25 protein-coding genes are annotated in these 24,875 nt (G+C 69.8%); 13 read left to right on the top strand and 12 right to left on the bottom strand.

What is annotated here, in order from left to right:
* Nucleotides 1–13: 13 nt before the first annotated feature.
* Nucleotides 14–583 carry a hemerythrin domain-containing protein gene (locus FQ137_RS02750; protein ID WP_149291025.1) on the top strand — a complete coding sequence of 190 codons (570 nt, stop codon included), beginning with the start codon at nucleotides 14–16 and terminating at the stop codon, nucleotides 581–583.
* 89 nt (nucleotides 584–672) lie between these two features.
* Entirely contained in the window at nucleotides 673–1,158 is a 486-nt protein-coding gene (locus FQ137_RS02745) for an SRPBCC family protein (protein ID WP_149291024.1), read from the top strand.
* On the opposite strand, the gene FQ137_RS02740 is transcribed toward FQ137_RS02745, so the two are convergent.
* Nucleotides 1,127–1,498 (bottom strand): hypothetical protein, encoded by a 372-nt coding sequence (locus FQ137_RS02740; protein WP_149291023.1) that lies wholly within the window; start codon nucleotides 1,496–1,498, stop codon nucleotides 1,127–1,129. The two genes, FQ137_RS02745 and FQ137_RS02740, sit on opposite strands and share 32 nt — an antisense overlap.
* A complete protein-coding gene (locus FQ137_RS02735; RefSeq protein WP_149291022.1) occupies nucleotides 1,495–1,878 on the bottom strand; it encodes a YidH family protein in 384 nt (127 codons plus the stop codon). Before FQ137_RS02735 ends, FQ137_RS02740 begins: the two co-directional genes overlap by 4 nt.
* Before the next feature lie 51 nt (nucleotides 1,879–1,929).
* On the opposite strand from FQ137_RS02735, the gene FQ137_RS02730 reads away from it, so the two are divergent.
* A complete protein-coding gene (locus tag FQ137_RS02730; RefSeq protein WP_149291021.1) occupies nucleotides 1,930–2,916 on the top strand; it encodes a bile acid:sodium symporter family protein in 987 nt (328 codons plus the stop codon).
* A gap of 20 nt (nucleotides 2,917–2,936) precedes the next feature.
* Here the strand turns inward: FQ137_RS02730 and FQ137_RS02725 are convergent, their stop codons facing one another.
* On the bottom strand, nucleotides 2,937–3,635 hold the full coding sequence (locus tag FQ137_RS02725) for a type 1 glutamine amidotransferase domain-containing protein (protein ID WP_149291020.1): 699 nt from the start codon (nucleotides 3,633–3,635) through the stop codon (nucleotides 2,937–2,939).
* Between the two features lie 901 nt (nucleotides 3,636–4,536).
* Between FQ137_RS02725 and FQ137_RS02715 the strand changes: the two genes are divergently transcribed.
* Entirely contained in the window at nucleotides 4,537–4,866 is a 330-nt protein-coding gene (locus FQ137_RS02715) for a hypothetical protein (RefSeq protein ID WP_149291018.1), read from the top strand.
* Between the two features lie 117 nt (nucleotides 4,867–4,983).
* Entirely contained in the window at nucleotides 4,984–5,526 is a 543-nt protein-coding gene (locus FQ137_RS02710) for a GNAT family N-acetyltransferase (protein WP_149291017.1), read from the top strand.
* Nucleotides 5,527–5,561: 35 nt separating this feature from the next.
* Here FQ137_RS02710 and FQ137_RS02705 read toward each other — a convergent pair whose 3' ends face one another.
* Entirely contained in the window at nucleotides 5,562–6,014 is a 453-nt protein-coding gene (locus tag FQ137_RS02705; RefSeq protein ID WP_255583481.1) for a MarR family winged helix-turn-helix transcriptional regulator, read from the bottom strand.
* A 73-nt stretch (nucleotides 6,015–6,087) separates the two neighbouring features.
* On the opposite strand from FQ137_RS02705, the gene FQ137_RS02700 reads away from it, so the two are divergent.
* Entirely contained in the window at nucleotides 6,088–7,332 is a 1,245-nt protein-coding gene (locus FQ137_RS02700; RefSeq protein WP_149291016.1) for a cytochrome P450, read from the top strand.
* Nucleotides 7,333–7,436: 104 nt separating this feature from the next.
* Here the strand turns inward: FQ137_RS02700 and FQ137_RS02695 are convergent, their stop codons facing one another.
* Entirely contained in the window at nucleotides 7,437–7,772 is a 336-nt protein-coding gene (locus FQ137_RS02695) for a branched-chain amino acid transporter permease (protein ID WP_149291015.1), read from the bottom strand.
* Nucleotides 7,769–8,470 carry an AzlC family ABC transporter permease gene (locus FQ137_RS02690; RefSeq protein ID WP_149291014.1) on the bottom strand — a complete coding sequence of 234 codons (702 nt, stop codon included), beginning with the start codon at nucleotides 8,468–8,470 and terminating at the stop codon, nucleotides 7,769–7,771. The genes FQ137_RS02695 and FQ137_RS02690 overlap by 4 nt, the downstream gene beginning before the upstream one ends.
* An 86-nt stretch (nucleotides 8,471–8,556) precedes the next feature.
* On the opposite strand from FQ137_RS02690, the gene FQ137_RS02685 reads away from it, so the two are divergent.
* Nucleotides 8,557–9,453, top strand: a complete 897-nt coding sequence (locus FQ137_RS02685; protein ID WP_149291013.1) for an AraC family transcriptional regulator — start codon at nucleotides 8,557–8,559, stop codon at nucleotides 9,451–9,453.
* A complete protein-coding gene (locus FQ137_RS02680) occupies nucleotides 9,450–9,878 on the top strand; it encodes a VOC family protein (RefSeq protein ID WP_149291012.1) in 429 nt (142 codons plus the stop codon). Before FQ137_RS02685 ends, FQ137_RS02680 begins: the two co-directional genes overlap by 4 nt.
* Before the next feature lie 74 nt (nucleotides 9,879–9,952).
* Here FQ137_RS02680 and FQ137_RS02675 read toward each other — a convergent pair whose 3' ends face one another.
* Both FQ137_RS02675 and FQ137_RS02670 read right to left on the bottom strand, forming a co-directional pair.
* A complete protein-coding gene (locus tag FQ137_RS02675; protein ID WP_149291011.1) occupies nucleotides 9,953–11,194 on the bottom strand; it encodes an MFS transporter in 1,242 nt (413 codons plus the stop codon).
* Nucleotides 11,195–11,220: 26 nt separating this feature from the next.
* Nucleotides 11,221–11,853, bottom strand: a complete 633-nt coding sequence (locus tag FQ137_RS02670; protein WP_149291010.1) for a YqgE/AlgH family protein — start codon at nucleotides 11,851–11,853, stop codon at nucleotides 11,221–11,223.
* A gap of 73 nt (nucleotides 11,854–11,926) precedes the next feature.
* Here FQ137_RS02670 and FQ137_RS02665 point away from each other — a divergent pair, with 73 nt between their 5' ends.
* Nucleotides 11,927–13,318, top strand: coding sequence for a hypothetical protein (locus FQ137_RS02665; RefSeq protein ID WP_255583479.1), 1,392 nt, complete (start codon nucleotides 11,927–11,929; stop codon nucleotides 13,316–13,318).
* Here the strand turns inward: FQ137_RS02665 and FQ137_RS15630 are convergent.
* From FQ137_RS15630 to FQ137_RS02645, 4 genes are all read right to left on the bottom strand, one after another.
* Entirely contained in the window at nucleotides 13,268–14,383 is a 1,116-nt protein-coding gene (locus FQ137_RS15630; protein ID WP_149291009.1) for a hypothetical protein, read from the bottom strand. The two genes, FQ137_RS02665 and FQ137_RS15630, sit on opposite strands and share 51 nt — an antisense overlap.
* A gap of 109 nt (nucleotides 14,384–14,492) precedes the next feature.
* A complete protein-coding gene (locus tag FQ137_RS02655) occupies nucleotides 14,493–15,776 on the bottom strand; it encodes a glycosyltransferase 87 family protein (RefSeq protein WP_149291008.1) in 1,284 nt (427 codons plus the stop codon).
* Nucleotides 15,773–17,326 (bottom strand): CCA tRNA nucleotidyltransferase, encoded by a 1,554-nt coding sequence (locus tag FQ137_RS02650; RefSeq protein ID WP_188064936.1) that lies wholly within the window; start codon nucleotides 17,324–17,326, stop codon nucleotides 15,773–15,775. The genes FQ137_RS02655 and FQ137_RS02650 overlap by 4 nt, the downstream gene beginning before the upstream one ends.
* A 253-nt stretch (nucleotides 17,327–17,579) precedes the next feature.
* Nucleotides 17,580–17,930 carry a putative quinol monooxygenase gene (locus tag FQ137_RS02645; protein ID WP_149291007.1) on the bottom strand — a complete coding sequence of 117 codons (351 nt, stop codon included), beginning with the start codon at nucleotides 17,928–17,930 and terminating at the stop codon, nucleotides 17,580–17,582.
* 100 nt (nucleotides 17,931–18,030) lie between these two features.
* On the opposite strand from FQ137_RS02645, the gene FQ137_RS02640 reads away from it, so the two are divergent.
* The 4 genes from FQ137_RS02640 to murJ all read left to right on the top strand — a co-directional run bounded on the left by FQ137_RS02640 (nucleotide 18,031) and on the right by murJ (nucleotide 24,833).
* Nucleotides 18,031–19,095 (top strand): alpha/beta hydrolase family protein, encoded by a 1,065-nt coding sequence (locus FQ137_RS02640; RefSeq protein ID WP_188064733.1) that lies wholly within the window; start codon nucleotides 18,031–18,033, stop codon nucleotides 19,093–19,095.
* A 70-nt stretch (nucleotides 19,096–19,165) separates the two neighbouring features.
* Nucleotides 19,166–20,437, top strand: coding sequence for an NUDIX hydrolase (locus FQ137_RS15490; protein WP_255583476.1), 1,272 nt, complete (start codon nucleotides 19,166–19,168; stop codon nucleotides 20,435–20,437).
* The gene (locus FQ137_RS02630; protein WP_149291005.1) at nucleotides 20,434–23,001 is read left to right on the top strand and encodes a hypothetical protein; all 2,568 of its coding nucleotides are present in this window, start codon (nucleotides 20,434–20,436) and stop codon (nucleotides 22,999–23,001) included. The genes FQ137_RS15490 and FQ137_RS02630 overlap by 4 nt, the downstream gene beginning before the upstream one ends.
* On the top strand, nucleotides 22,998–24,833 hold the full coding sequence (gene murJ / locus FQ137_RS02625; RefSeq protein WP_149291004.1) for a murein biosynthesis integral membrane protein MurJ: 1,836 nt from the start codon (nucleotides 22,998–23,000) through the stop codon (nucleotides 24,831–24,833). The genes FQ137_RS02630 and murJ overlap by 4 nt, the downstream gene beginning before the upstream one ends.
* Nucleotides 24,834–24,875 lie beyond the last annotated feature (42 nt).

The following is a 24,875-nucleotide window of genomic DNA, read 5'->3' as shown; positions in this document are numbered from 1 at the left end:
GAAGGAGCACCTCATGGCCGACACCGCAGCCGCCGGGGATGTCATCGACATCCTCACAGCCGACCACCGCGAGATGGTCGGACTGCTCGAGATGATCGAGGAGACCGCCGACCCGGAGGAGCGCCGCTCGCTAGCGGACTCCGCCATCGCCGAGGTTGTGCGCCACTCCGTGGCCGAGGAACTGTTCGTCTACCCCGTCTACGAGCGCGCGGTACCGAACGGCACCGAGGAGGTCGAGCACGACAAGGAAGAACACCAAGAACTCGAAGAGGTGATGAAGGAGCTCGAGGGCTTGGACGCAGGCAGCGCCGAGTTCGTCGCCACCGTGAAGCGGTTCAAGGAACTCCTCGACCACCACGCGGACGACGAGGAGTCGGACCAGTTCCCCAAGATGCGCGAGCACGTCTCCGCCGAGGACCTGGTCGACCTGGGCCGCAAGGTCGAGGCCGCCAAGCGGATCGCCCCCACCCGGCCGCACCCCGGCTCGCCGCACTCCGAGCTGTTCCACATGACGCTGGGGCCCGGCGTCGGCATGGTCGACCGCCTCCGCGACGCCCTGAGCGGGCGGGCCAAGAACACCTGAGGCCTCCGCCCCGGCCCCAGCGAACACTCGCGCGGAGCCGGGGACGGGTGCACACTGGATGAATAGCGCCCGAAGAGATGGAGCCTGCCATGGCTGCCGCTTACTCGATCTCCCGAACCGACATACTCGACGCCCCCGCGGCGGCGATCTTCGCCCATCTCGAGGATTTCCACGCCTGGGAGAACTGGTCCCCCTGGGAGCAGGTCGACCCGGACATGGAACGCAGGTACAGCGGGGCGGAACGCGGGGTAGGCGCCCGCTACGAATGGTCCGGTGACACCAAGGCCGGGTCCGGATCCATGGAGATAGTCGATGCCGCCGCGGGCCGCCAGGTCGTGATCGATCTGCGCTTCACCAAACCCATCAAGGGAATTAACCCCACCACCTTCACGCTCACCCCGCTGGGGCCGGACTCGACGGAGGTCACGTGGCACATGACAGGCCGCCGAGGGCCGTTCCTGCGCGCTCTGAGCCGGCTGATCAAGATGGACAAAATACTGGGCGAACAGTTCGAGCGGGGCCTCGCCTCGCTTGGCCGCGCCGCTAGGACAGGGCCTGCGCCAGGACAGCCATGAGGCCGCACGCCGCGATGACGATCACCAGGCCCACCAGCCCTGCGTTGTAACTCGCGTGCGTCTGGGTGACTTCACCGGCCCGGACGAACCGGTCCACCCGCTGCTCGTGCCGCCGCTGCACCCGGAGCAACGCGAACAGCGGGACCACTGTCAGAGTCGAGAACGCCGCCGCCCAGAACCAGGACATCTCCCCCACCAGCTTGGCCATGAGGATGATGTTCACCCCCACCACGGCCCAGGTGCGGGCCCAGGCCAGGCTGGTGCGTTCGGCCTGCAGACCCGTGTCGGGTGGGACGGCCTCCCGGTGCACGCCGATCCAGCGCGGCCGCGGGCTCGTCATCCGAAGGTGCCGCTGAGGATCGCGACGACGAGGAGCACCGCACCCGCCGCGATGCCCAGCACGAGGAGGATCGAGGCCTGCGGCATGGGCAGTGGCTGCTGGTGGCGCATCGCGAATTCGATACTGATCCAGCGACGAAACGCGACGATCGCGAGCAGGCCGGCAAGGACCAGCAGTATGCAGGCGAGCGGTGTGCGGATGAGCTCCGGAATCTCGTCGCCGGCGAACGCTTCCAGTGCCACCGCCCCCGCGGTCAGTCCGAGGCTCGTACGGACCCACGCCAAGAACGTGCGCTCGTTAGCCAGCGAGAACCGCGGGTCCGGCTCGGTACCGTCCCGCAGAGACTTCGGCCGCCAGCCTTTCCCGCCACTGTGCGTCATGCACCCGAGCCTATCGTCCGGCCTCCCGAGGCGAGGTGGTGCAATAGACCAATGGGATTGTTCCGTCGACTCCGGATAGACCCGTTCGTCGCATCGATCATGCTGGCCGTCGTGGTCGCGGCCATCCTCCCCGCCGCCGGCGGGGCCGCCGACGGACTGCACTGGGTGACGACGATCGGGATCGCGCTCCTGTTCTTCCTCTACGGCGCGCGACTGGAACGCCACGAACTCGTGGTGGGTATCCGGCACTGGCGGCTGCACTCCCTCGTGCTGGCCTTCACGTTTGTGGTGTTCCCGCTGCTCGGGCTTCTCGGCAAATGGACGCTCGGCCCGCTGCTCGGCGAGTCACTCGCCGCCGGTTTTCTCTACATGACGCTCGTGCCGTCGACTGTCCAGTCGTCGATCACCTTCGTCTCCATCGCTCGGGGACACGTGAGCGCCGCCGTCGTCTCGGCGTCCGTGTCGAACCTGCTCGGCGTCGCCCTCACGCCTCTGCTCGTCGTGGCGCTGATGACGACGAACGGCTCGGTCCACATCTCCACGCAGTCGATCGTGGAGATCGTCGTGATGCTGCTCCTGCCGTTCGTGCTGGGACAGTTGCTCCGCAACTGGGTCCTGCCGATCACCTCGAGAATCAAACGCATCGATCTGTTCGACAAGACCGTGATCGTCCTGGTGGTGTACTCGGCGTTCTCCGAGGGGGTCGTCGACGGGGCCTGGTCGCTGATCGGCATCTCGGAACTGGTGTGGCTGACGATCGCCTGTTGTGTTCTGCTCGCTCTGGTCCTGGGGACGACCGACCTCGCCGGCCGCCTTCTCGGCTTCGAGGACCGCGACAGGCGCGTGGTTCAGTTCTGCGGATCCAAGAAGTCGCTGGCGACGGGCCTGCCCATGGCGGCCGTGCTGTTCGCCGGCCAGCCTGTGGGGCTCCTCGTGCTGCCGCTCATGCTCTTCCATCAGATCCAGTTGATCGTGTGCGCCTGGCTGGCCGCGCGTTACGGTCGGTCCGAAGCGGCTCCGGCCCGACCGGCGGCCTGAATCAGCTCACCTGCACCTGATCACCCCAGGTCGGCGACGATCCGCTGGGCCAACTCCTCAGACGACTGGGGATTCTGACCCGTGTAGACGTTGCGGTCGACCACGACGTGGGAGCTCCACGGCTCGCTCGCCGAGGAGTAGTCGGCGCCTAGCTCGACCAGCTTGTCCTCGAGCAGCCACGGCGCGTTGGCGGCCAGCCCCGCCTGCTCCTCCTCGATGTTGGAGAACCCGGTCATCTTGTACCCCGCGAACGGCGACGTGGACGGGCCGTCCGATGCCGCGAGCACGGCAGCGGGGGCGTGGCACAGTAGCGCGACGGGCTTGTCCGCGCGCATCCGCTCCGCAAGGATCGTGCCGGACGTCTTGTCCACCGCGAGGTCCTCCATCGGACCGTGTCCTCCCGGGTAGACCACGATGTCGAACTCGTCATGGTTCATATCAGCCAAGTCGGCCGGAGAATTGAGGACCGGTGCGAGCCGCTCGAGGGACGCCTTGACCTTCTCGAGGGTCGCCGGGTCGCCAGCCCCTTCGGCGAGGCTGGCCTGGTCGACGGTGGGGGCGCGCCCGCCCGGTGTCGCGAGGGTGACAGACCAACCGGCATCGGTGAACACCTCGTAGGGCGTAACGAACTCCTCGGCCCAGAACCCCGTCGGGTGGGCGGAGCCGTCCTTGAGAGTCCAGTGGTCGGCTGCGGACAGGATCATCAATACATTCGCCATACTGCGACACTACGGATCTCGGGGCGCCTCGCAACCGAGGATCCGCCTCGTCCGGTGAAGCGCCGCCCGCGAGACTTATGTCACTTGTAAACGATTGCTCACGTGGCGTCGATGTCACCACGACTTACTTGCGCAGGGCCGTTACCTGCGCGTTCGATGCCCAACGGGGATTGCCGACATATCAGCAGGTCGAACCGGCAATTCTGGCCAATCGTTGTTAGTGGGCAAAACATTGAAACGCCATGGAGGCACCCTTAGCGTTCACGCGGCATGAGCTGAAGAAGCTGGCAAGCGCCGGGGCGGCCGTCGTCCTGACTCGGACCAAGGGGGGTTCCATGACTGTGACGCGCCGACCATTCGCCCGATCGTTGCCGCTCATTACCCTCGGCGGACTGGCCTTGGTCGGGTTCTCGGCGGGCGCGGGAGCAGCCTGGCTCTCCGAGGGCACGAAGACGTCCACGGTCGTTGATTCGATCGCATCCTCCGTACAACAAGCTGGCCTCACATCGCCAGCGCCCTCTCCCCCGCCGTCGACGTCGCCGTCGTTCACCGCCGCGACCTCAACTGCACCGGTGAGTACCACCCGCCTGCCCTCGTCGGCGTCGCCTGTTCGCCCGGCCGCGGACGCGCCTCCGGTCGCGCCCGGCAGGCCACCAGCAGTGCGAGTGCCAGTTGCACCGGCGCAGCCGACCGTTCCGGCCGCGCACTGGCCTGCACCGGCGCAAGCACCGTCTCCGGCCCCGGTTCCTCCGCCTGCTCCGGCTCTCGTACCAGCGCCGGGCATCACGATCGACCTCGGCGGCCGAGGGAACATCGTTCCCCAGGCTCCAATCCCACCGAAGGAAATCCGCATCGGCTGACGACACACGCCTTCAGCTACCCAAGAGAGAAAGTAGAAGTAATGCTCGCAGCAGCAAGCGCAATCACCGCCTTCATCGTCGGCGTTCTCGCACCACTGGGCGCAGTCGCCGCCCCCGTGCTCGGAGTGATCGGGACGGCCGGCCCGATCGCCACGGCCGGCACAGCCCTCACGGGCCTCGCGGCCACCGGCAGCGCCGCCGGCGGTTCGGCCGCGCTCGGTGGCGGCGCCGCCGCAGTCGCTAGCAATCCCCACGCTACGCAGGGCGTGCAGAACGGCATCATCGACACCATCAACCAGGCCAAGGACGCCGCTGCGGGCTCGATCAACGACCTGAACCTGCCGGGCGTGCCCTCGATCGTGATCAACTGACCCTGTTGGTAAATCATCGTGGTTTGACCGTGCACGCATAGAGACGGTCCGCCCTGTGGCCCGCTCGCTTCCCGCTCCGTCTGGGAAGTGGGCGGGCTTCGGTGCTTGAATAGCACGATGAGCAGCGTGACATTTCTGCAACAGACCTCGGCTTCGCAAGTGAATCCGGCCCGCCCCGCAGACATCACCCTCTCGCGAGTCTTTCCCGCCGAGCCGGGCTTCAATGAGCGCATGTACCGCGAGATCGGTGGTGATTGGAACTGGAGCGACCGTCTGGAATGGTCGGAGGGCCACTGGGCCTCGTACTGCTCCGATCCCTGCGTCAGCACCTTCCGGGCGGTCAAGGACGGAGAAGTCGTCGGTTTCGCCGAACTTCGCATGAGCCCATGCGACGAAACCACCGGCTACGACCCCGAGACCCTCGAGGGCGTCGACGTGGAGATCGTCTACTTCGGCCTACTCTCCCGATTCGCCGGACGGGGCCTGGGCGGTTGGTTCCTCTCCGAGGTCTGCCGAATCGCCTGGAACGTTCCGGGCTGCCGCAGGGTGTGGCTGCACACCTGCGCTGACGACTCCCCCGCCGCGATCCCCAACTACCTCTCCCGCGGGTTCGTCGAGTACCACCGCGCGGACACCGGCTGCGCGGCCTGCACCGCCTGATTAAGCGTCAGGCCTGATTCAACGACCGGCCTGACTCACTGCTCGAGAAGGCGACTCAAAGCCCGCCCGCTCATCCGGGAGACCAGCCTCTCGGACACCGCCCCGAACGCCTGCAGCTCGTCGTCGTCGAATCCTTCGAACAACCAGTCGGCGAGGCCCACACGCGCCGTCACCACCTCATCGACGATCCGGCGCGATTTCTCCGTCAGGCTGACCAGTCGCACCCGACGGTCATCCGGCGGCATCGTGCGCTCGACATGCCCACTCGCCACGAGCCCGTCCACCAGCGCGGTCACCTGGCGCGGCGAACAATCGAGGTAGGTCGCCAGCTCGACCTGCTTGGACTCGCCCTGCAAGCCCAGCACGAACAGCAATTCCAGACGCGGCACGGTTAGTCCGTAGTTCGCCGCCGCGCGCGCGATCGACCCAGACATCTGCTCCGCCAGCATCAAAGCGCGGTCGAGAATCTCGCTCGAAGATAGTGCCACGTGTATATGGTTACCACTATTCACGGTTTCATCCCCGTCGGGTGTCGACGGGCGACCAGTCTCAGGAGACACCATGAACGTGACCATCCCCGCGGGCTTCGACTTCACCGACCCGGACCTGTTCGAGAAGCGACTTCCGCACGACGAGTGGCACCATCTGCGCCGGTCAGAACCCATCCGGCGGGTCGAGAAGAGCCCGGGGGTCGACGGTTTCGACGATGACCACTACTGGCTCGTCACCAAGCACGCCGACGTCAAGGAGATCTCGCGAGTCACCGGCGAGACGTTCTCTGCCGGAGAAAACACCGTGATCCCGAGGTTCGCCAAGGGCATGGACCGCTCGGTAATCGAAGCCCAGCGAGAGATGCTCATCAATGAAGACGGCGAGGTCCACAAGAAGCACCGGCGGATCATCTCCCGCGGCTTCACTCCCCGGGGCGTCGCCGGGATGAGGGATGAGCTTGCCGACCGGGCGCGCAAAATCGTCACCGAGGCGGCTGCGAACAACGCTGACGACTTCGTGACCGCGGTGGCCTCCGAACTGCCGCTGCAGGCGATAGCGGAACTGCTGGGCGTGCCGCAGGAAGACCGTCACAAGATCTTCGAATGGTCCAACACCATGACCAGCTACGACGCCGAGGGTGGGATGGACGCCGCAGCGAACGCGTCCCTGGAGCTCATCGGATACGCCAACACCATGGCCGAGGACCGCGCCGCCAGCCCACAGGACGACATCGTCACCAAGCTGGTCCAGGCCGACATCGATGGCGAGCATCTCTCCCCGGAGGAGTTCGGGTGGTTCGTCACGCTGCTGGCTGTGGCCGGCAATGAGACCACCCGCAACGCCACGACGCACGGGATGGTGGCCATGCTCGAGCACCCCGACCAGTGGGAGCTGTTCAAGCGCGAGCGACCCGACACCGCGTACGACGAGATCCTGCGGTGGGCCACGCCGGTCACGCAGTTCCAGCGGACCGCGATGGAAGACGTCGAAATCGGCGGCGTGACCATTCCCAAGGGCGGTCGAGCCGTGATCTGCTACGGCTCAGCGAACTTTGACGAGGACGTCTTTGAGGATCCGTTCACGTTCAACATCCTCCGCGACCCCAACCCCCACGTGACCTTCGGCGGCCAGGGCCCGCACTACTGCATCGGCGCCAACCTGGCGAAGATGCAGCTCGAACTCATTTTCAACGCGATCGCCGATCACCTGCCGGACCTCACCGCACTCGGCGACCCCAAGCGGCTCCGCTCCGGCTGGCTCAACGGCCTCACCGAGTGGAAGGTCGACCTGGGGGCGTGCCCCGTCGCGAAGTAAGCCGAGCGGGCAACTCGGACACGCTCACGATCCCTGCACACGCGCGCGAAACTTCGTGCGCGTGTGCAGGGATTGCGCGCGCGAGCGGACAGGCTGCTGGGGTATCAGCCCAGCCAGGCCTGCAGAAGCATGTAGGTTGCAGTGCCGAGCACGATGCTCACCGCCGCCCGCCGAAACGCCAGGTGCACGGCCAGGGTGAGCATCAACGCCACTGCGGCGGGTGCCCACGATCCCAGCTCTGTCGTGGTGTCTCGCAGGGTGTAGACGACCAGCACCACCATCACGCCGGCGGGCATCGTGCTGCCCAGGTAGCGGACAACGCCGGAGTCGCGGAGCCGCGTCAGGGCGAGGAACGGGGCGGCGCGCAGTGCCAGGGTCACGAGGAACATCACGCCCAGCCCGGCGAGCAGGTAGGCGGTGCCCGGCACGGTGGCGCTCACGCAGCCTCCCGTGCACGTACGGACCAGGCGTAGCGGAGCAGCAACACGGCAACAAACGCGCTCAGGCCCACGATGAGCATCTGCTCGGGCGCCACCACCGCCGCCACCAAACCACATACCAGGCCGATCACCGGCGCCGGGAGGTCCCCCGAAGAGCGCCACGCGTCAACGGCCAGCACGGCGAACAGGGCGGTCAGCGCGAATTGGAGCCCGTCCAGTCCCTCGGGCAGCGCTGATCCGACGAGCGCGCCGATGATGCCCGGCAGCACCCACAGTGACTGGCAGGTGATCGCGATGGTGAGGGTTCGGGCCCCGGTCATCTCCACGCGCGGCTTGGTGGCGGTGATCGCGTACACCTCGTCGGTGAGCGCGTACACGGCGTACATCCGGCCGAGCCGTGAACGAATTGCCTCGATCGGGAAGCTCAGCCCGTAGAAGACGTGGCGGAAGTTCACCAGGAACGCCGCGGCGGCCAGGGAATACAGCGGCGTGACCGCAGTGAGCAGTCCGATCGCAAGGAACTCCATGGACCCGGCGTAGATGACGATCGAGAACACCGGGGCCCACCACCAGTCGAACCCGGCCTGGGTCATCAGTACCCCGAACGCCAACCCGAGCGGCACCAGGCCCAAGCCGACGGTCGAGCAGTCGGCCAGACCCTGACGGATCTCTGCGCTGGTGGACGGCGTGTTCGGCACGCCGCGCAGTCTAGCCAGCGTGTGCGGCCGCCCACCCCCCGGCGAGGGTCTTCCGTACGCGGCGATATCGGCGCACACTTCGTTCCATGGCCTCGACCACCGCTGCGTTCCCGCCGGGTGTCCGCGGGATGGTCGAGTACGCGGTCACCGAGTCGGCACCGGCTGCTGTCCGACCGCCGCACCGGGGGTTGCCCTCGAGCACGCTGACGCTGGTCTTCGCCACGGACGCCCCGCTGCTGTGCTCATCGACATTCGACGACTGGGCCGAGCGGCGGGGCAATAGCCACGATGTCTGCGTGGGCGGGTTCCACCTGCGGCCGGTCTATCTGGAGAGACCCGACCACCAGGAGGGTGTTCAGGTCGCGGTGCACCCGCTCGCCGCGCGCCGCGTCCTCGGGCTCCCTGCGGCTGAACTCACCGAGCTCACCCAGGAGGGCGAGGCGGTGGTGGGGGCACGGATGCGTGCGCTGTTCTCCCGTGTGGCCTCTGCTGGGCCAGGCGAGCGGGCCACGCTCGTCACCGAGGGGTTGGCCGCGTTAATTGAGCGCAATGACGGTCGCGATGCGGCACGCCGGGAAGTGGTGGCCGCGTGGACACTGCTGGAGCGATCACGCGGGCGCATGAGCGTCACCGAGGTGGCGTCACGGATCGGCGTGAGCAGTCGCCACCTGTCATCACTGGTCACGGCCGAATTGGGGATCGGCACAAAGAACCTCGGCGATCTCCTGCGCTTCGAATCCGCTCACTCGTCCCTGCTCGCTGGCCTCGCCTGCGGGTCCGCCCCTCGCCTCGCGGACCTCGCGCACGCCCACGGCTACGCCGATCACGCGCATCTGGACCAGGCATATCGCCGGTTCACGGGCACCTCGCCCACCCGCTGGATCGCGGACGAGTTCCCGATCGTGAGCCTCCCGACCGTCCGCCGGATCTCTTCCGAAACGTCCAAGCCACCGGCCGCGCCCGAGAGGACACTTCACCTATGAGTACACACACACCAGGCACTCCGCCTGCACCCACCGTCTGGCACTGCCTCCAGTGCACCGACGCCCGCGCCGTCATCGACTGGCTGGTCGACTCTCTGGGCTTCGTGGAGTCCGTCTCGCACGTCGAGGACGGACACGTCGTCCACGCTGAACTGCTCTGGCCCGAGGGCGGCGGCGTCATGCTCGGTGACCGACAGCGCGCCGACGACGACCCTCACGCCACCCCGACAGGCTCGGGCCTGGCGTTCATCGTCACCGCTGACCCGGACGCGGTCCACGCCCGTGCGAAGGCCGCCGGCGCGGAGATCGTCATGGAGATGCACGACACCGACTACGGTGATCGCGGCTTCACCGCCCGCGATCCCGAAGGCAATGTGTGGTCGGTGGGCCAGTACCGCGGCCAGCCCGCGCCCGCCCAGCCCTGACGTCCGGTCCACCGGAAGGCCCGGTCCATCGCCGGCACAGACGCGGGGTTTTCCCGGGCGACCGACTGGGGCGATCAGCCCCGCTGCTGGTCTGCGGCCGGTACCAACGGGATCGCGACCGCCGCGACCACCGCGGCGCCCGCGAACACCGGCCAGTAGCCGAATGCCTCGATCACGGCGGCGACCAGGGGAGTAGACGCCGAGATCGCCACGAACTGCGCGGTGTTCTGCACGCCCAGGGCACGCCCGCTCCACCGTGGGCCGGCGTATTCGGCGACGGCGGTGAACGCCAGGCCGTTGTCAGACACCGACAGCACCGTGGCGACCACCCCGAGGGTGACGGCGATTGCGCCGGGCGCGCCCAGTGCCTCGGCCACGGTGAGGGCCGCCAGGCCAGCGGCGACCGAGATCGCCACTGCGCGAATGGGTCTCATGCGAGATCCGACCCGATCGGAGACCGCCCCGGCCACGATCCTCGCGGCCGCGCCGAGCACCTGACTCGCCGTCACCACGATGCCCGCGGAGACTGCCGTCCAGCCGTGGCCCAACACGAGCCACGCCAGCAGGAACGCCTGCAGCATGCCCTGTGGAAGCACGAGCAGCATTGACACGCCGTGCACCCGGTACAGGTAGCGGGAGCTGCGGTACGGCGACTCGTCCACCGCAGCGCTGGGCGCGGACGTCGCTCTTGACCCCGCGTGTGCCCCCGCCACATCGGCCCGGTCGGGGACCGTCGCGGGCGGTTCCGGCGGGGGAGCTGGCGGGTCGGTGACGACGACAAAGGCCGCCACCGCCGAGACCACCGCCATGGCCAGGGGCATCGCGAAGGCTGCGCCCAGACCGTACGACTGCGCGAGCAGGGGCATGGTCATCGCCGCGACCGCGGATCCGGCCGGCTGTGACATCTGCCGGATGCCCATGGCCAGCCCGCGGCGGTGGGCCGGAAACCAGGCGACGACCAGTCGCCCGCTCGCGGAATTCCCCGAGGCGGTGGCGGCACCGGTGACCAGCAGCAGGATCGCCAACAGCGCGAACGACTCGACGAACTGCGCCGCGGTGAGGGCCAGCGCGGCACCGACCGAGCCGGCGACCAGAACCAGCTTCTCGCCCGCGCGGTCGACGAGCCAGCCCCAGGCGATCAATGCTGTGGCCATACCTATTGTCGGCATCGCGATCAGCACGCCGGCCTGCGAGAGGGACAGCCCACCTGCGGTTGTGAGGTGGGGGAGTAGGAAGCCCACGCCGATGACGAACGTCGAACCCGACGCGGCGACGAACGTGGCCACGACCAGCACGAGCCAGTGCCGCGCCGTCACAGTGTCACCTTCTCGCGCGGGCGCCGTCAGTTGACGTCACCGTCCGGGAGGTAGGTGGCGTAGAGGGGCAGCGGCATCTCCTGTCGGCGCAACACCGCACCCCACACGTCGACCCGGGCGGGCGCCAGGAGGTCGGTGGGCAGGCTGGGGGCGACGTACCAGTCTCCGCGGTCGAGTTCGTCCTGCAGTTGGCCGGGCGCCCAGCCGGTGTAGCCGACGAACACCCGCATGCCTTCCATGTGGTCGCGCAGTAGGTCCGGGTCGCTGTCGAGGTCCACCACGTGCACGCGTCCCTCGATCTGCTGGAGCCCGGCGAACTTTTCGCCGTCGATGCCGGAGTCGAGCACCACCAGTGCGATGCCGGTGTCGGGCTTGACCGGGCCTCCGATGTGGAAGACGGAGGGGGACGCGCAGTACTCGGCCCAGGCGGGCAGTATCGACTCGACCTCTGTCTCGCTGGGGCGGGTGATCACTACGCCCAGCGAGCCCGTGTGGTCGTGTTCGATCATGTAGATGATGGCGCGCTGGAAGTTGGGGTCCGGCATGTCGGGCGCTGCGATGAGCAGTGAGCCGGCGACGGGATCACGTTTGTCCATCGCGGAGTAGAGGCGGTCGCCGAACAGGCCGCCGCCGCTCAGATCGTCCGGTCCGGTGTCCATATCCCCATGATGCCCCCGTCGTCGCCGACCCACACCCGCGTCCCCACGATCGGGTCTCGATACGGTGGCTTCCGTGACCCCACTGTCCACCGAGTCGGCCGACCCCCCTCGTGGACGTCTGTCCGCCGCGCTGCGTGAGTCGGACGGCCTCGGTCGACTGTCCACGGCGCGGTTAGCCGCTCTGCTCAGCGAGGGCATCCACCAGGCCGCGTTGGGCGGAGTCGTGTTGTTCAGCCCTGAGTCCGCGACGACGCCAGCAGCCATTGTCGCCGGATTCGCCGTGATGCTGCTGCCGTACTCGATCGTCGGCCCGTTCGCCGCCGCCGCGCTCGATCGGTGGGATCGACGGGTCGTCGTCGCCGTCGCGGCGCTGGTGAGGACGGTGTCCATCGTCGCGACCATCGCGCTGGTCGCCGGGGGTGCCGTCCACACGGGCCCGGGTCTGGCCGCGCTGTTCGCCCTGTCGCTCGTCGCGATCGGGCTCGGCCGCCTCATCAACACCGGGATGACAGCGGCGATGCCCAAGGTGGTGCCCGACCGGATCCTCGCCGCCACCAACTCGGTGTTGGTCACCGTGGGCTCGATCGTCACGGCCGTCGGGGCGGTCGCAGCGTTCGCCGTGCTGGCCGTACTCGGCGCTGGCGACGCGGCCGTGTCGTGGACCCTCGTGCCGTCCGTGGTCACCGCGCTGGTGGGGGTGTGGGCGATCCTGGCCCTGCCGCGCCGCCACCTGGGCCCCGACGACGGCGAGCTCAGCGCCGCCCCGGGCCGCGGCGTCACCCGGGATGCGCTGGGGCTTTTCGCCGGTGGGCTGACCGAGGGCGTGCGAGCCGCCCGTTCAACGGCTCTCGTGTGGGTGTCGTTGGCCGGCGTGACGCTCGGCCGGGGCGCGTTCGGGATCACGACCATGCTGGCGATCCTGCTACTGCGGGACGCCGAGTCCGCCGGGTCGGGCGGTCCGGTGGTGGCAGGGATGGGCGGATTCGGCCTCATGTCGGCAGCGGTGGCTGCGGGCATGGGTCTGGCAGCCGTCGTCACCCCCTGGGCCATCGCCCGCCGTCGCCGCATCGACGTCGTCGCGGCCGGGGCACTGCTGTCGGGACTCGCCCAACTCACCGTGGGCCCGACCCTCGACTCGACGGCACTGGTCGTGGGCGCGGTAGCGATCGGACTGGGCGCCCAGGTCGTCAAGCTCGTCGCCGACAACGCCATGCAGACCGACGTCCCCGACGCCCGCCGCGGCGGGGTCTTCGCGCTCCAGGACGCCCTGTTCAACTCGGCGTTCGTGGCGGGCATGCTTGCGGTCCTGCCACTGGTCCCGGTAGATGGTCGATCGGTGTCCCTCATGCTGGTCCCCGCCGTACTGTATGCGCTCGCCGCCGTGATCGCGGTGGTGGTGGCCACCGGCTCACGCTCAGGAACCGAGCCCGATCGAGCCCGCGGCGATCGACCCGCCACCGACTGAACCGCCGCCCACCGAGCCGGCGGCCACAGATCCTCCACCCACAGAGCCACCGCCGATGCTCCCCGCACCGACCGACCCGGCGGCAGCCGAACCCGCTGCAGCCGAGCCCGCCGACGCGGACCCGGCGTCGACCGAGCCGCCACCGAGCGCGCCCGCGTCGATGACGCCCACGTCGAGCGCTCCGGCAGCGGAACCCGCGTCGACGTGGGGGAGCTCGATGTCGGGAGGTTCGAAGGGCAGAGCGGCGTCGAGCAGTCCGTCTCCGTTCACGTCGGCCACGGACAGCCACCCGCTGCCCGTGTCGACGGTGATGGAGCCATCCCCTTCGACGATCGGGGCGGCAGGCTCGGGATTCGTCCCGCCCTGAACCGGCGCGGGTTCCGGAGCCGGGGTGTGCACGACCGGCGGAGGCGGCGGCACCGGATCTGGTTCGGTGACCGGGGGAGTGGACCACCTGGCCGAGTCCGTCGCGGCAGCCGAACCGTGGTGGATCGCGCCGATCGCATCGGACAGCAGCGAGCCCCAGTCCGGCAGCGACCCCAGTGCCTCCGAGCCGGCGCCGAGCGCGTCCGTGCCCGCGGCCAGCGACCCGTCCACCAGGGCCCCGTCGGCACCCGCCAGCACCGAACCCGCCGCCAGAGAGCCGGCCCCCACCGATCCCAGGCCCAGCGACCCACTCCCAATCGACCCCGCGCCGACGGACCCCCCACCGACCGATCCGGCACTCACCGAACCACCGCCGACAGACCCACCGCCGATCGAGCCGACACCTGCGGAGCCGACGCCCGCAGAGCCCGCCGTGAGCGCGCCAGCACCTCCGGCGTAGGCGTTCCACACGCCGCGGTCGTCGTGGTCGGCGTAGACGGCCTGGGCGCCCGTGCCCACGTCCGTCACCACGCGATCGGCAATTCCGTCGAGATCCGAGTCCCAGAGGGCGTCGTCGGCGTACCCGTCACCGTCAAAGTCCAGCGACAGTGCGTCCGCGGCACCTGTTCCGAGGGTGAGATCGGGCTCGCCCTGCCACTGCGTCGGGTCTCCGACGCCGTCTCCGAAGAAGTAGTCCATGGCCAGAATCGTGTCCCGACCACCGTGCCCAGACCAGCCCCGGTCCACGATCTGTGAAATCCCCGATCCGCTATCCACAGATCGCGGTCCCGCCTTGACGGGGGCGTTCTCAGCCCCGTGAGGCGGCCCTGACAAGCAGCGCGGGGCGCTCGGGATCTCCCCCCAGGTCGGCGCGTCCGAGGCGGGACGCCCGAAGGCCCGCGACGACGAGGAAGACCGCCGCCCAGATGAGATACGCGTTGCCGACGAGGTGCTCGAGAGGACCCCACCCGACCTCACGGTCGTCGCTGTGCGGCACCCACCACTGTGGCGTGCCCAGGAAGATCACCACGCCACTGCCGGCCAGGGCGAGCCAGCCGCGCTCGTCGTCGTCGCCATCTCGTGCCGAGCGGTCGGCCCACACCAGGGTGAGCACGACCGCCGGCACCGCCCACACCCAGTGGTGCCCCCACGACACGGGCGAGCAGAACAGCGCCACGTGGCCCACCGCGACGGCCGCGGCCACCTCGTGACCGGACCGAAGCAGACGCCACGCCACCCACGCGATCCCCAGGCCGATCGCCGCGGACACCACAAACCACGCGGCCGACGCAGTGGTTCCCTCGAGCCCCAGCCGGTAGACAACACCGTTGACGGACTGGTTGGACGCGTACGCCAGGCCGCCGATCCGCTCGGGGTCGCGGATGGCAGAACTCCAGTAGCGGGCCGAGTCGTTGGGGGTCAGCAGGTGCCCGACCCCGGTGAACGCCAGCGCCGCGACGACTGCCGTACCCAACCCGCGCCAATCGCGGCGCAGCACGAAGTACAGCAGGAACACCGCCGGGGTGAGCTTGATAGCCATGGCGAACCCGGTCAGCGTGCCGCCCCACCACCGACCGCGGCCGCGAATGACATCGACCAGCACCAGCGCCATGAGAAAGACGTTGACCTGCCCGAACCCGATCGTCTCGCGAACCGGACCGGACCACACCGCCACCACCATCACGGCGGCGGTGAGCCACCACAGTTCCCGCTGCGGACGCTCGCACGTGCGTGACAGAACCAGGTGCACCACAAAGGCCAGCACCGCGATGGTCGCCAGCGTGATGAGTATCGAGGCCACCGCTAACGGGACCAGGGTGAAGAGGGAGAAGATCTGCGCCGACAACGGGGGATAGGTGAACGGGAGGTGCCCACCCTGCGCGAGCTGCGGTAGCTCCCCGTAGAGCTCGCCGCCGTCGCGGAACACCTGCCCGCCGACGCGGTACACGTCGAGGTCGATGCGGTACGGCGGGATCTGCTGCAGCCCCGGGATGCCTACGGTCTGCAGGAGCGTGCCGAGGAGGGCCAGGACAACGACGACGACCCTGGCAGCAGCCGAGTCCAGGTAGCGGTCGACCGCTCCGCCGATCATGCCGGGTCGCCGTTCTGACGACCGTTGTCCGGCTGGGCGTCGCCTCCGCCGGTCGGGTTCTGCTCAGCCCACCAGCGCAGTAGCGCGGCCTCCGCCTCGTCACGGTCGAGCGGGCCGCGGTCGAGGCGCAGCTCCTTGAGGTACGCCCACGCCCGGCCGACGTCGGGACCGGGCCCCAGATCCAGCAGCGTCATGATCTCGTTGCCGTCGAGGTCGGGACGGACCCGCGCGAGGTCCTCCTTTTCCTCGATCTCGGCGATCCGCCTCTCCAGCGAGTCGTAGTTGGCCTGCAGCTTGGCCGCGCGCCGCTTGTTGCGGGTCGTGCAGTCGGCCCGGACCAGTCGGTGCAGTCGCGGCAGCAGGTCGCCAGCGTCGGAGACGTAGCGGCGCACCGCCGAATCCGTCCACTGGCCCTCGCCGTACCCGTGGAAGCGCAGGTGGAGGAATACCAGTCCGGAGACGTCCTCGATCATCTGCTTGGAGTACTTGAGCGCGCGCATGCGCTTGCGCACCATCTTCGCGCCCACCACCTCGTGATGGTGGAACGTCACCCCGCCGCCGGGCTTGGGCGCACGGGTGGCGGGCTTGCCCACGTCGTGCAGCAGCGCGGCCCAGCGCAACACCAGATCCGGGCCCTCGGGCTCGAGGTCGATCGCCTGCTTGAGCACCGTGAGCGAGTGCCAGTACACGTCCTTGTGTTGCATATGCTCGTCCCGTTCGAGCTTCATGCCCGGCACCTCGGGGAGCACGCGGTCGGCCAGTCCGGTCTCGCACAGCATGTTGATGCCGTCGATCGGATAGTCACCGAGGATGGTCTTGTCCAGTTCGGTACGCACCCGTTCGACGGTGATGCGGTCGATCTCGGCGGTCATCTCGGTCATGGCCCGAAAGACCCGCGGCGCGAGGGTGAATCCCAACTGGGAAACGAAGCGGCACGCACGCAGCATGCGCAGTGGGTCGTCGGAGAACGACTGCTCGGGGGCCGCCGGGGTGTCCAGGACACCCGCGAGCAGCGCATCCATCCCGTTCAGTGGGTCGATGAACTCGTGTCGCCCGTCCGGGTGCAGCTGCACCGCCATGGCGTTGACCGTGAAATCGCGGCGGATCAGGTCGCCGGAGAGGGTGTCGCCAAAGACCACCTCGGGGTTCCGGGTGACCCCGTCATAGGAGTCGGCCCGGAAGGTGGTGATCTCGATCTGCTGCTCGACCCCACCGCCGTCCCGTCTCACGGCCGACAGCGTGCCGAACTCGATCCCGGTATCCCATACCGCGTCCGCGTACTCGTCGAGGATGGCCCGCACCGTCTCAGGGCGGGCGGCGGTGGTGAAGTCCAGATCCGTGCCCAGTCGGCCGAGCACCGCATCCCGGACGCTGCCACCCACCAGGTAGAGCTCGTGCCCGGCCTCGCCGAACGCCGTCGCGAGCGGGGCAAGCACGTCCGCCAGGTCATTGAGCGTCGTCTGGGCACCCGCGAGGAGCCGGACCCTGCGTGCCTCGATCTCCGCCGGAGCAGGCTTGGCACCCGGTCCGTCCTGCAGACCCGAGAACACCGCGGCGTCGTGTCGGTCGGAAGCGGCTCGCCCGGATGTGGCGCTGCGGTCGGAGGTCGGTCTACGGGCTGTCACGGGGCCGACTTTACCGAGTGATCCCGACAAACCCTGCCCCGCTCACTCCGGCCCGGCAGCACTGGACGCCTCGACTACGGTGCCGCTCTGACTCGCGCGGGGGAAATGTACGCAAAACACGGGGTTGTGCTGCAGGAACGGACCACGGAGGGCGCGCAAGCCGACGCGGCAACACATCTCAAGCCGGGTGCGCCGCCGAATTGCCGGGCTCGACCGTCTTGGACCACAGCGGCTCCACGGCCTCGACCTCCGGCGGACCGCTCAGGAGTGCGCTCGACTCCTCCAGATACCGCAGGTACGCGGGATTGCCGAGAAACTCCTGGGCGGCCGCAGCGTCCCGGTAATGCTGGAACACCACCATCACGTCTGGGTCCACATGGGACGCGCACAGCACGTAGGCCCGGTGCCCGTCATTGGCCTGGACCGCCTCGGGCATGTGCCGACGCCACACCTCGACCAACTGGTCGCGACGGCCCGGCTTGGCCCGGTGTCGGAGGACCAGGGCGTGGGCGGACGGACCTGAGCTCATACAGCGGACTCTAGCCGCGCCCGCCGCCGCTGGCCCGTCGCCCGCAGCTACGGGTCGGACGCCCTGCCCCATGGGATTCCAGAGCACTACAGTGACGGCCGTGTCTCGTCGTCGTCTCCCCCCGCGCTTGTCACCCACCCACCTCGCCGTCACGCTCACGGCCGCGGTAACCCTGACCGGCACGGTCCACCCTCTCGCCGGCGCGCAGTCCGCCGACGGCGTCGACACCTCCACGGCCCTGGGGTTCACCACCTCGCCCCGCCCCACCGCGCCAGCCCCGGCCGACACCTCCCGCCCACAGGTCCTGCGGGTCCAGCCAATCGACGGCCGCAAGGTGCTCGCCGACGTGTGGTCCCCCTCCATGGGTCGGGCGGTACCGACGTTCCTCCTCCTCCCGGCGAGCCCGAGCCCGGCACCGCTGCTGCTCCTGCTCAACGGCGTGGGTGGGGGAGAGGACCACGTCGGCTGGGCCTACCACACCGACTACCAGGACTTCTTCGCCGACAAGCATGTCCTGGTCGCCAGCCCCGAGGGCGGCCGATTCAGCCTCTACTCCGACTGGCAACGCCCCGACCCCATCCTCGGAGTCAACCGCTGGCACACCTTCCTCGACTCCGAACTGCCCGCCGCCCTCGCCGACGCGTACGCGCTCAACGACACGCGGGGCGTGATCGGGGTGTCGATGTCGGGCGGCCCCGCACTGACCCTCGCCGCGACGAGCCGGCACCACTACGCCGCGGCCGCCTCACTGTCCGGGTGCCCCGAGGTCTCCACACCCTTCGGGCGCGCGGCAATGACCGCGATGGTCGCGCGCGGCGGCGGCAACGTCCACAACGCGTGGGGCCCGCCCGACGACCCGGCCTGGCTGGTGAACGACCCCTCGCACGACGTCCAGCGACTCCGCGGCACCACCCTCTACCTGGCATCGGCGCCCGGTAACCCCGGCCCGCATGACGCTCCGGACATCGGGTCCGCGACCTTCGCGATCGGTGCGCCCACTGAGCTCGCGGCTGACCTGGGCACCCGCCACATGGCCCGTGCGCTCCAGGACGGCGGCGTGCCGTTCACCTACGACCGCTACACGAGCGGAGCCCACACCTTCGCCCTATTCAGCCGCGAACTGAGGGACTCCTGGCGAGTCGTCGGGCCGGCACTCGGCGCCTGACCCGCACGACACCGCGCAACGGCGCGCCGTGGATTCCGGTCCACCCACCCCCGGCCGGTAGCATCGATGGGTGTCCGAAGCCGATCGTCCCGCCGAACCGCGCGCCAACGCGTCGCGGCGTCGCCGTGCACGTCGGCCTGCAGGACCCGGCGCCGGTGGACGCGACGCCGCAGGTCAGAAGCGTGATAGCGGCATGTCGAAGGGCGCCGACGGCCAGCGGACCGCGCAGGGCGACAAGCAGAAATCGACGTCCACGAACACGCCCGCCGGGACCGGACAGAAGGCCGGGCAGGGGGGTCAATCGGCCTCATCCGGTGACGGCCAGTCGCGTCAGGGGCGGCGTCGTCGCCGTGGCGGTCGCGGGCGACGCGGCGGTCGGGGACAGGGTCGTGCCCCCGAGGGTCAGAAGCAGTCGAGCACTGACGCCACCCACACGGTGAGATCCGGCGACGGCACCGCCGGCGCCACCTCCCGCCAGGCCCCCCGCCACCCGCGTCAGCCCGGCCGGCCCAAGGCGGGCGGAGGCCAAACCGCTTCGACCAACACCACGCGCACGTCCGCTCCCGCGAAGGCCGGCGGCAGCGCCGGATCGAAAGCCGGACCCAAGTCCGGCGCAAAGGGCGGGTCCAAGACCGCCACCAAGCCCGGAACCCACCAGGGCGGAAAATCCGGCGCCAAGAACGCCCGGGCCGGCCGCGGGGCAGCGCGACATCCCCGCGCCGGCCAGCGGCTCAAGACGGTGCTGGAGACATCGGCCGGCGGCCTCGTGGTCCGCAACCTCGCGCAGGCAGGGGCGGGCCCGGAGCCCGACCTGTCCCGGCTGGAGGTCGCGCTCATCGGCCGGCTGGACCGGCGAAACCGCATGTTGTGGTCCATGCCCAAGGGCCACATCGAACCCGGAGAGACGGTCGAGGAGACCGCCCGGCGCGAGGTGCTCGAGGAGACCGGCGTCGACGGCACCGTCCTGGCCCCGCTGGGGACCATCGACTACTGGTTCGTCGCCGAGGGCCGGCGCATTCACAAGACCGTCCACCACCACCTCATCCGCTACGACCACGGTGAATTGTGTGACGAGGACCCCGAGATCACCGAGGTCGCCTGGTTTGCCTTCGACGACCTGCCCAGGCGACTGGCGTACCCGGACGAGCGACGACTGGTGGAGACCGCGCGCACCCTGCTCCCACAGCTAGCGCGATCCGAACTCGCCGGTGACAACCCCCCGCCGGCCGACGCACAGACCGTCGATCCTTCGCGCCGCGCGGACGGCCCCGAGCCGGTACGCCGAACCGGGGTGCCGGGTGTGGCGCCCCGCGACGACACGCCGGAGGAGTCCGGGCCGTGACCTGGCGGCCGGTTGGGCGCGCAGTCCGGGCGGTCGTCCCGACAGCGTTGTGCGCGGCTCTGGCGCTCGGCCCGCTGTGGGGTGTCCAGCCAGCCGGCGCGATCACCCCCGAGCAGGCCACCGCCGCCGGGTACATCCCCACCCCGGCGCCGGCACTGGCCCGGATCACCATCGACGAGATCTCGCCCCGTGTCCTCGACGGCGCGGGCGGGACCGGCCAGGTCGCGGGCGGGACGGGCCAGGTCGCGGTGGGCACCGAGGCCGGGGTCCCGGTCGTCACGGTGTCCGGGACCATCACGAACGTCGGCGAGCTTCCCCTGGAGTCGGTCGACGTCCGACTCCAGCGCGGGCCACGCACGGCTGACTCGGACTCCGTACGCGACCCGCTGGTCTGGTCGGAGCCGTCGTTCGGGGTCCGCGGCGAGTTCCTCCGAGTGGCCGAGGCGGTGGCACCCGGGGAGTCGGTGCCCTACCGCGTTTCCATGCCCGCCCGTGAGATCCCCGGCGCTCCCGCCCCCGACCTGCAGCTCACGGAGCCCGGCATCTACCCGCTGCTCGTCAACGTCAACGGCACGCCCGAGGGGGGTTCCCCCGCGCGACTCGACGACGCCCGCACCCTGTTACCCGTGCTCGAGGCGCCGAGACCGGCGGCGCTACCGGGGGGCGACGACGGCGAGCTGGGCGCCCCCGAACCGGCGGACGGGCCGGGCCCGGCGCCGGTCCCGCTGACCATGTTGTGGCCGCTGGCCTCAGCTCCTACGCGGATTGCGACGGTGCCCGGTGCCGACGGCCCTGATCCGGTGGTGGCGTTGACCGACGACTCGCTCCTGCGCGAGCTGGCCGAGGACGGCCGGTTGACCGGGCTGGTGCGTGCGGCCGACGATGCGTTCGACGGGGCCGGCGGGCAGGAGCTCCGTCGGGCGGTGTGCCTGGCCGTGGACCCGGACCTACTGGGGACCGTATCCGAGATCGCCGGGGGCCGGTCAACGGTGATCGGTCAAGGCATCGAGCGGGACGACTCCCGCGCCTCGACCGGCCGCCGCGGCGATGACGGTAGCCGGGAGAAGCGCGGTCCCGAGGATCCGGTCGCAGTGGCGGCGGACGCCGAACGCTGGCTGGGGGAGTTGCGGGCGCTGGCCGAGGGCGGGTGCGTGGTGACTCTGCCGGCCGCTCAGTCCGACCTCGAGGCCGTCGCGGCGGTGGGATCCACCGACCTCACCCGGGCTGCACTCGACAGCGCCGATTCCGTCGAGCGGATCCTCGGGACCGCTCCCGTTCCCGACACCCTGGTTCCCGCGTCCGGGACGCTGCTGCCCGGTACCGCCGAGGTGCTGACCGAACCCGGCGCGACCGCCATCGTGGCGGCCCCGTCGACGCGCACTGACACCGGCCTGGTCCCGCCGCCCGGGATCGTCGGGCTGGCAGGCACCGAGGGCGGACGGGCGCTGACCTACTCGGCGGCAGTCGGTTCGGCGCTCGCCGCGACCGGCTCCGCACCGGAGAATCCACGGTATTCCGATCCCGATACCCGGTATTGGCTGACCGCGGACTCGACGGAAGCCCGGCTCCAGGATGCCCGGGCCACCCTGCTTGCCCCGATCGTGGACGCCATAGATTCCGCCGCCAGCCCCGTGCCCGGTGCTCCTCTCGATCCCGCCTCGGATCAGGGGGTGCTGGCCGTCCCACCGCAGGTGTGGACCATCGGCCGTGAGGCGGCCGGTTCGGTCCTGGAGGCCCTCGGCGCCCAGCTCGCGGCGGGGCGGATGCGCGCGGTACCGCTCGCCGAGCGCCTGGCGGGCCCGGTCACCATCCCCGACGGCTACCTGGCAGACGACCCCACAGGCGCCGCCGACCCGGGGGCGATGGAGTTGGCCGGTGCAGACCCGATCGTGGCCGACGCCCTGCGTGGACTCGGCACCCTGCGGTCGCTGGTCGACACCTCCGACCCCACCTCGGCCGGCGCCCAGGACCACCTCGACCCCATCGTCGGCGATGCCCTCCGAGCCCTGTCGGAGACCGGTCGACGGGCCGGGGGGGACGGGACGACGCCCGAGTCGGGCACCGGTGACGACGCCCGGTCCAGGACCGCGGCCCGGCTCGAGCGTCTCGAGCAGACTGTCGCCGAGTCGCTCGACCGGGTGGACCTACTGCCCCCAGGCAGCGTGTTCACCATGGCCAGCCCCAACAGCCCGCTGTTACTGGTGACTCGAAACGCCCTGCCGTTCCCGGTGCGCGTGGGCATCACAGTCACCGCGCCTCCCGACATCCGGGTGGAGCCGGTGGGGGTCGTCCAGATCCCGGCCTCGGGGTCGCGGACACTCCAGGTCCCCACCCAGTCCGATGCCGAGGGTGGCACCCGCCACACCGTCGCGTTCGTCCTCGAAGGTCCGGACGGGCGCCCGCTGTCGGAACCGGTGGAGTTATCCGTCCAGACCGGCGGCTACCCGGTCGCCCAGGCCTTCGCGCTGTTCGCGGCCGCGCTCGCCCTCGCCCTCGGGGGTCGGCGGTACCTGCGCTACCGTCGGGGCATCCTCGACCCCGCGGACGAAGGGCACCGACCGTGAACGACGAGCAGGGGTCCCCCGGACCCGAACTGCGCAGACCGGATCCCGGCCTCCGGGGCCGACGACGTGAGCCGGGCAGCTGTGTGCTGCCCGGCCCGGTGTCGCCGCCACCGGTCGCCGACTCGTTCGTCCCCGACGCGACGCCCGTGTCGCCGATGATGGCGACCCCGCGGCAGGCCACCCCGCCCGGTGGGGGGATCGGGACGCGAACCCGTGACTCCTCCGACGCCTCGGTGATGCGCTCGACCGGATCAATGGCCGTGGCCAACCTCGCCAGCCGCATCACCGGGTTCGTGCGGATGATCCTCATCCTCACGGTGCTCGGCCCCGCCGTCGCGTCCGCCTTCAATACCGCCAACACGCTGCCCAACATGATCACCGAGCTCGTCCTGGGTTCGGTGCTCACCGCCATGTTCATGCCACTGCTGGCCAAGGCCGCGCAGGAGGACGAGGACGGCGGCGTGTCGTTCATCCGGCGCCTGCTCACGGTGACCTCGGCCCTGGCGCTGGGAGCGGCGGTGCTCGCCGTGGCGTGCGCGCCACTTCTCACCGAACTTAACCTGGGAGACGGCGAGGTCAACACCGACCTCGCCACCGCGTTCGCGTTCCTGCTGCTTCCGCAGATCTTCTTCTACGGCGTGTTCTCGGTAATGCTCGCGGTCCTCAATTACAACGGGGTCTTCCGGCCCGGGGCCTGGGCGCCCGTGTGGAACAACCTGGTGGCCATCGCGACGCTCGCACTGTTCGCGGTGGTCGGCAGCAGCATCGACCCCGCCGCGCCCGTGAACCTGCTCAGCGCACCGATTCTGCTGCTGGGCCTGGGCACGACCTTGGGCGTGGTCGTCCAGGCCGCGATGCTAGTGCCGGCCCTGCGCCGCGCCGGAGTGGACCTCCGCCCGCAGTGGGGCCTGGACCCCCGCATCAAGCAGTTCGGCGGTCACGCCGTCGCCGGGGTGACCTACGTGCTCATCTCGCAGGTAGGCCTGGTCATGACCAACCGCATCGGATCGGCCGCGGACGAGGCCGCCATCGCCATCTACCAGACCTACTGGCTACTGCTGCAGGTCCCGTACGGGATCATCGGCGTCACCCTGCTCACCGCCATCAATCCCCGACTGGCAGACAACGGCGTGGCCGGCCGGAACGACGCGGTGGTCCGGGACATCTCGTGGGGCACCCGGCTGTCGCTTTTCGGGCTGCTGCCGATCATCGCGTTCATGACCGCGTTCGGCCCCACAATCGCCACCGGCCTTTTCCGCTACGGCAACTTTGACGCCTCCAGCGCCCGGGTGCTGGGATTGACCCTGGCATTCGGCGCGTTCACGCTGGTGCCCTATGCGGTGGTCCTGCTGCAGCAACGGGTGTTCTACGCCCGCGAGGACTACTGGACACCCACGGTGATGATTCTCGCGATCACCATCGTCCGGGTGATCCTGTCGCTCATCGTCCCGGCTGTCGCCGACGAGCGCTCCCACGTGGTGATCGGCCTGGCGCTGGCCAACGGCATCGGCTGGGTTGTCGGCGCGATCGCCGGGTACGTCCTGCTCCGGGCGAAGCTGGGGTCCCTGCGTGGACGCGAGACCCTCCGGTCGGCGTCGTGGACCCTCGGCGCGTCGATCGCTGGCGCGCTGGTGGCGCTCGCCGTCGACGCGATCCTGCCGATGGACGGCCTCACCGACGCCGTCGGCAGCATCGGTTTCGTCCTCCGGGCCGCAGTGGCGGCCGTCATCACCCTCGCGGTGACGGGTCTGATCTTGTCGCGGTCCCGACTGCCCGAAATCGAGTCGATCACCCCCGTTCTCCGCGGCCTCGTGGGGCGTCTGAGGCGATAACCGATTCCCCGGGCGCGGAACGTACACTCGGGGATCATGAGC

The sequence above is a fragment of the Dietzia sp. ANT_WB102 genome, assembly GCF_008369165.1.
Taxonomy (GTDB): Bacteria; Actinomycetota; Actinomycetes; order Mycobacteriales; family Mycobacteriaceae; genus Dietzia.
This window is presented reverse-complemented; position numbering and strand designations above follow the sequence as displayed.

Coding starts and splice junctions, on each gene's coding strand:
- FQ137_RS02745 (WP_149291024.1), top strand. CDS start 673: ATGGCTGCCGCTTACTCGATCTCCCGAACCGACATACTCGACGCCCCC.
- FQ137_RS02740 (WP_149291023.1), bottom strand. CDS start 1,498: ATGACGAGCCCGCGGCCGCGCTGGATCGGCGTGCACCGGGAGGCCGTC.
- FQ137_RS02725 (WP_149291020.1), bottom strand. CDS start 3,635: ATGGCGAATGTATTGATGATCCTGTCCGCAGCCGACCACTGGACTCTC.
- FQ137_RS02710 (WP_149291017.1), top strand. CDS start 4,984: ATGAGCAGCGTGACATTTCTGCAACAGACCTCGGCTTCGCAAGTGAAT.
- FQ137_RS02655 (WP_149291008.1), bottom strand. CDS start 15,776: ATGATCGGCGGAGCGGTCGACCGCTACCTGGACTCGGCTGCTGCCAGG.
- FQ137_RS02700 (WP_149291016.1), top strand. CDS start 6,088: ATGAACGTGACCATCCCCGCGGGCTTCGACTTCACCGACCCGGACCTG.
- FQ137_RS15630 (WP_149291009.1), bottom strand. CDS start 14,383: ATGGACTACTTCTTCGGAGACGGCGTCGGAGACCCGACGCAGTGGCAG.
- FQ137_RS02670 (WP_149291010.1), bottom strand. CDS start 11,853: ATGGACACCGGACCGGACGATCTGAGCGGCGGCGGCCTGTTCGGCGAC.
- FQ137_RS02735 (WP_149291022.1), bottom strand. CDS start 1,878: ATGACGCACAGTGGCGGGAAAGGCTGGCGGCCGAAGTCTCTGCGGGAC.
- FQ137_RS02750 (WP_149291025.1), top strand. CDS start 14: ATGGCCGACACCGCAGCCGCCGGGGATGTCATCGACATCCTCACAGCC.
- FQ137_RS02730 (WP_149291021.1), top strand. CDS start 1,930: ATGGGATTGTTCCGTCGACTCCGGATAGACCCGTTCGTCGCATCGATC.
- FQ137_RS02715 (WP_149291018.1), top strand. CDS start 4,537: ATGCTCGCAGCAGCAAGCGCAATCACCGCCTTCATCGTCGGCGTTCTC.
- FQ137_RS02680 (WP_149291012.1), top strand. CDS start 9,450: ATGAGTACACACACACCAGGCACTCCGCCTGCACCCACCGTCTGGCAC.
- FQ137_RS02645 (WP_149291007.1), bottom strand. CDS start 17,930: ATGAGCTCAGGTCCGTCCGCCCACGCCCTGGTCCTCCGACACCGGGCC.
- FQ137_RS02685 (WP_149291013.1), top strand. CDS start 8,557: ATGGCCTCGACCACCGCTGCGTTCCCGCCGGGTGTCCGCGGGATGGTC.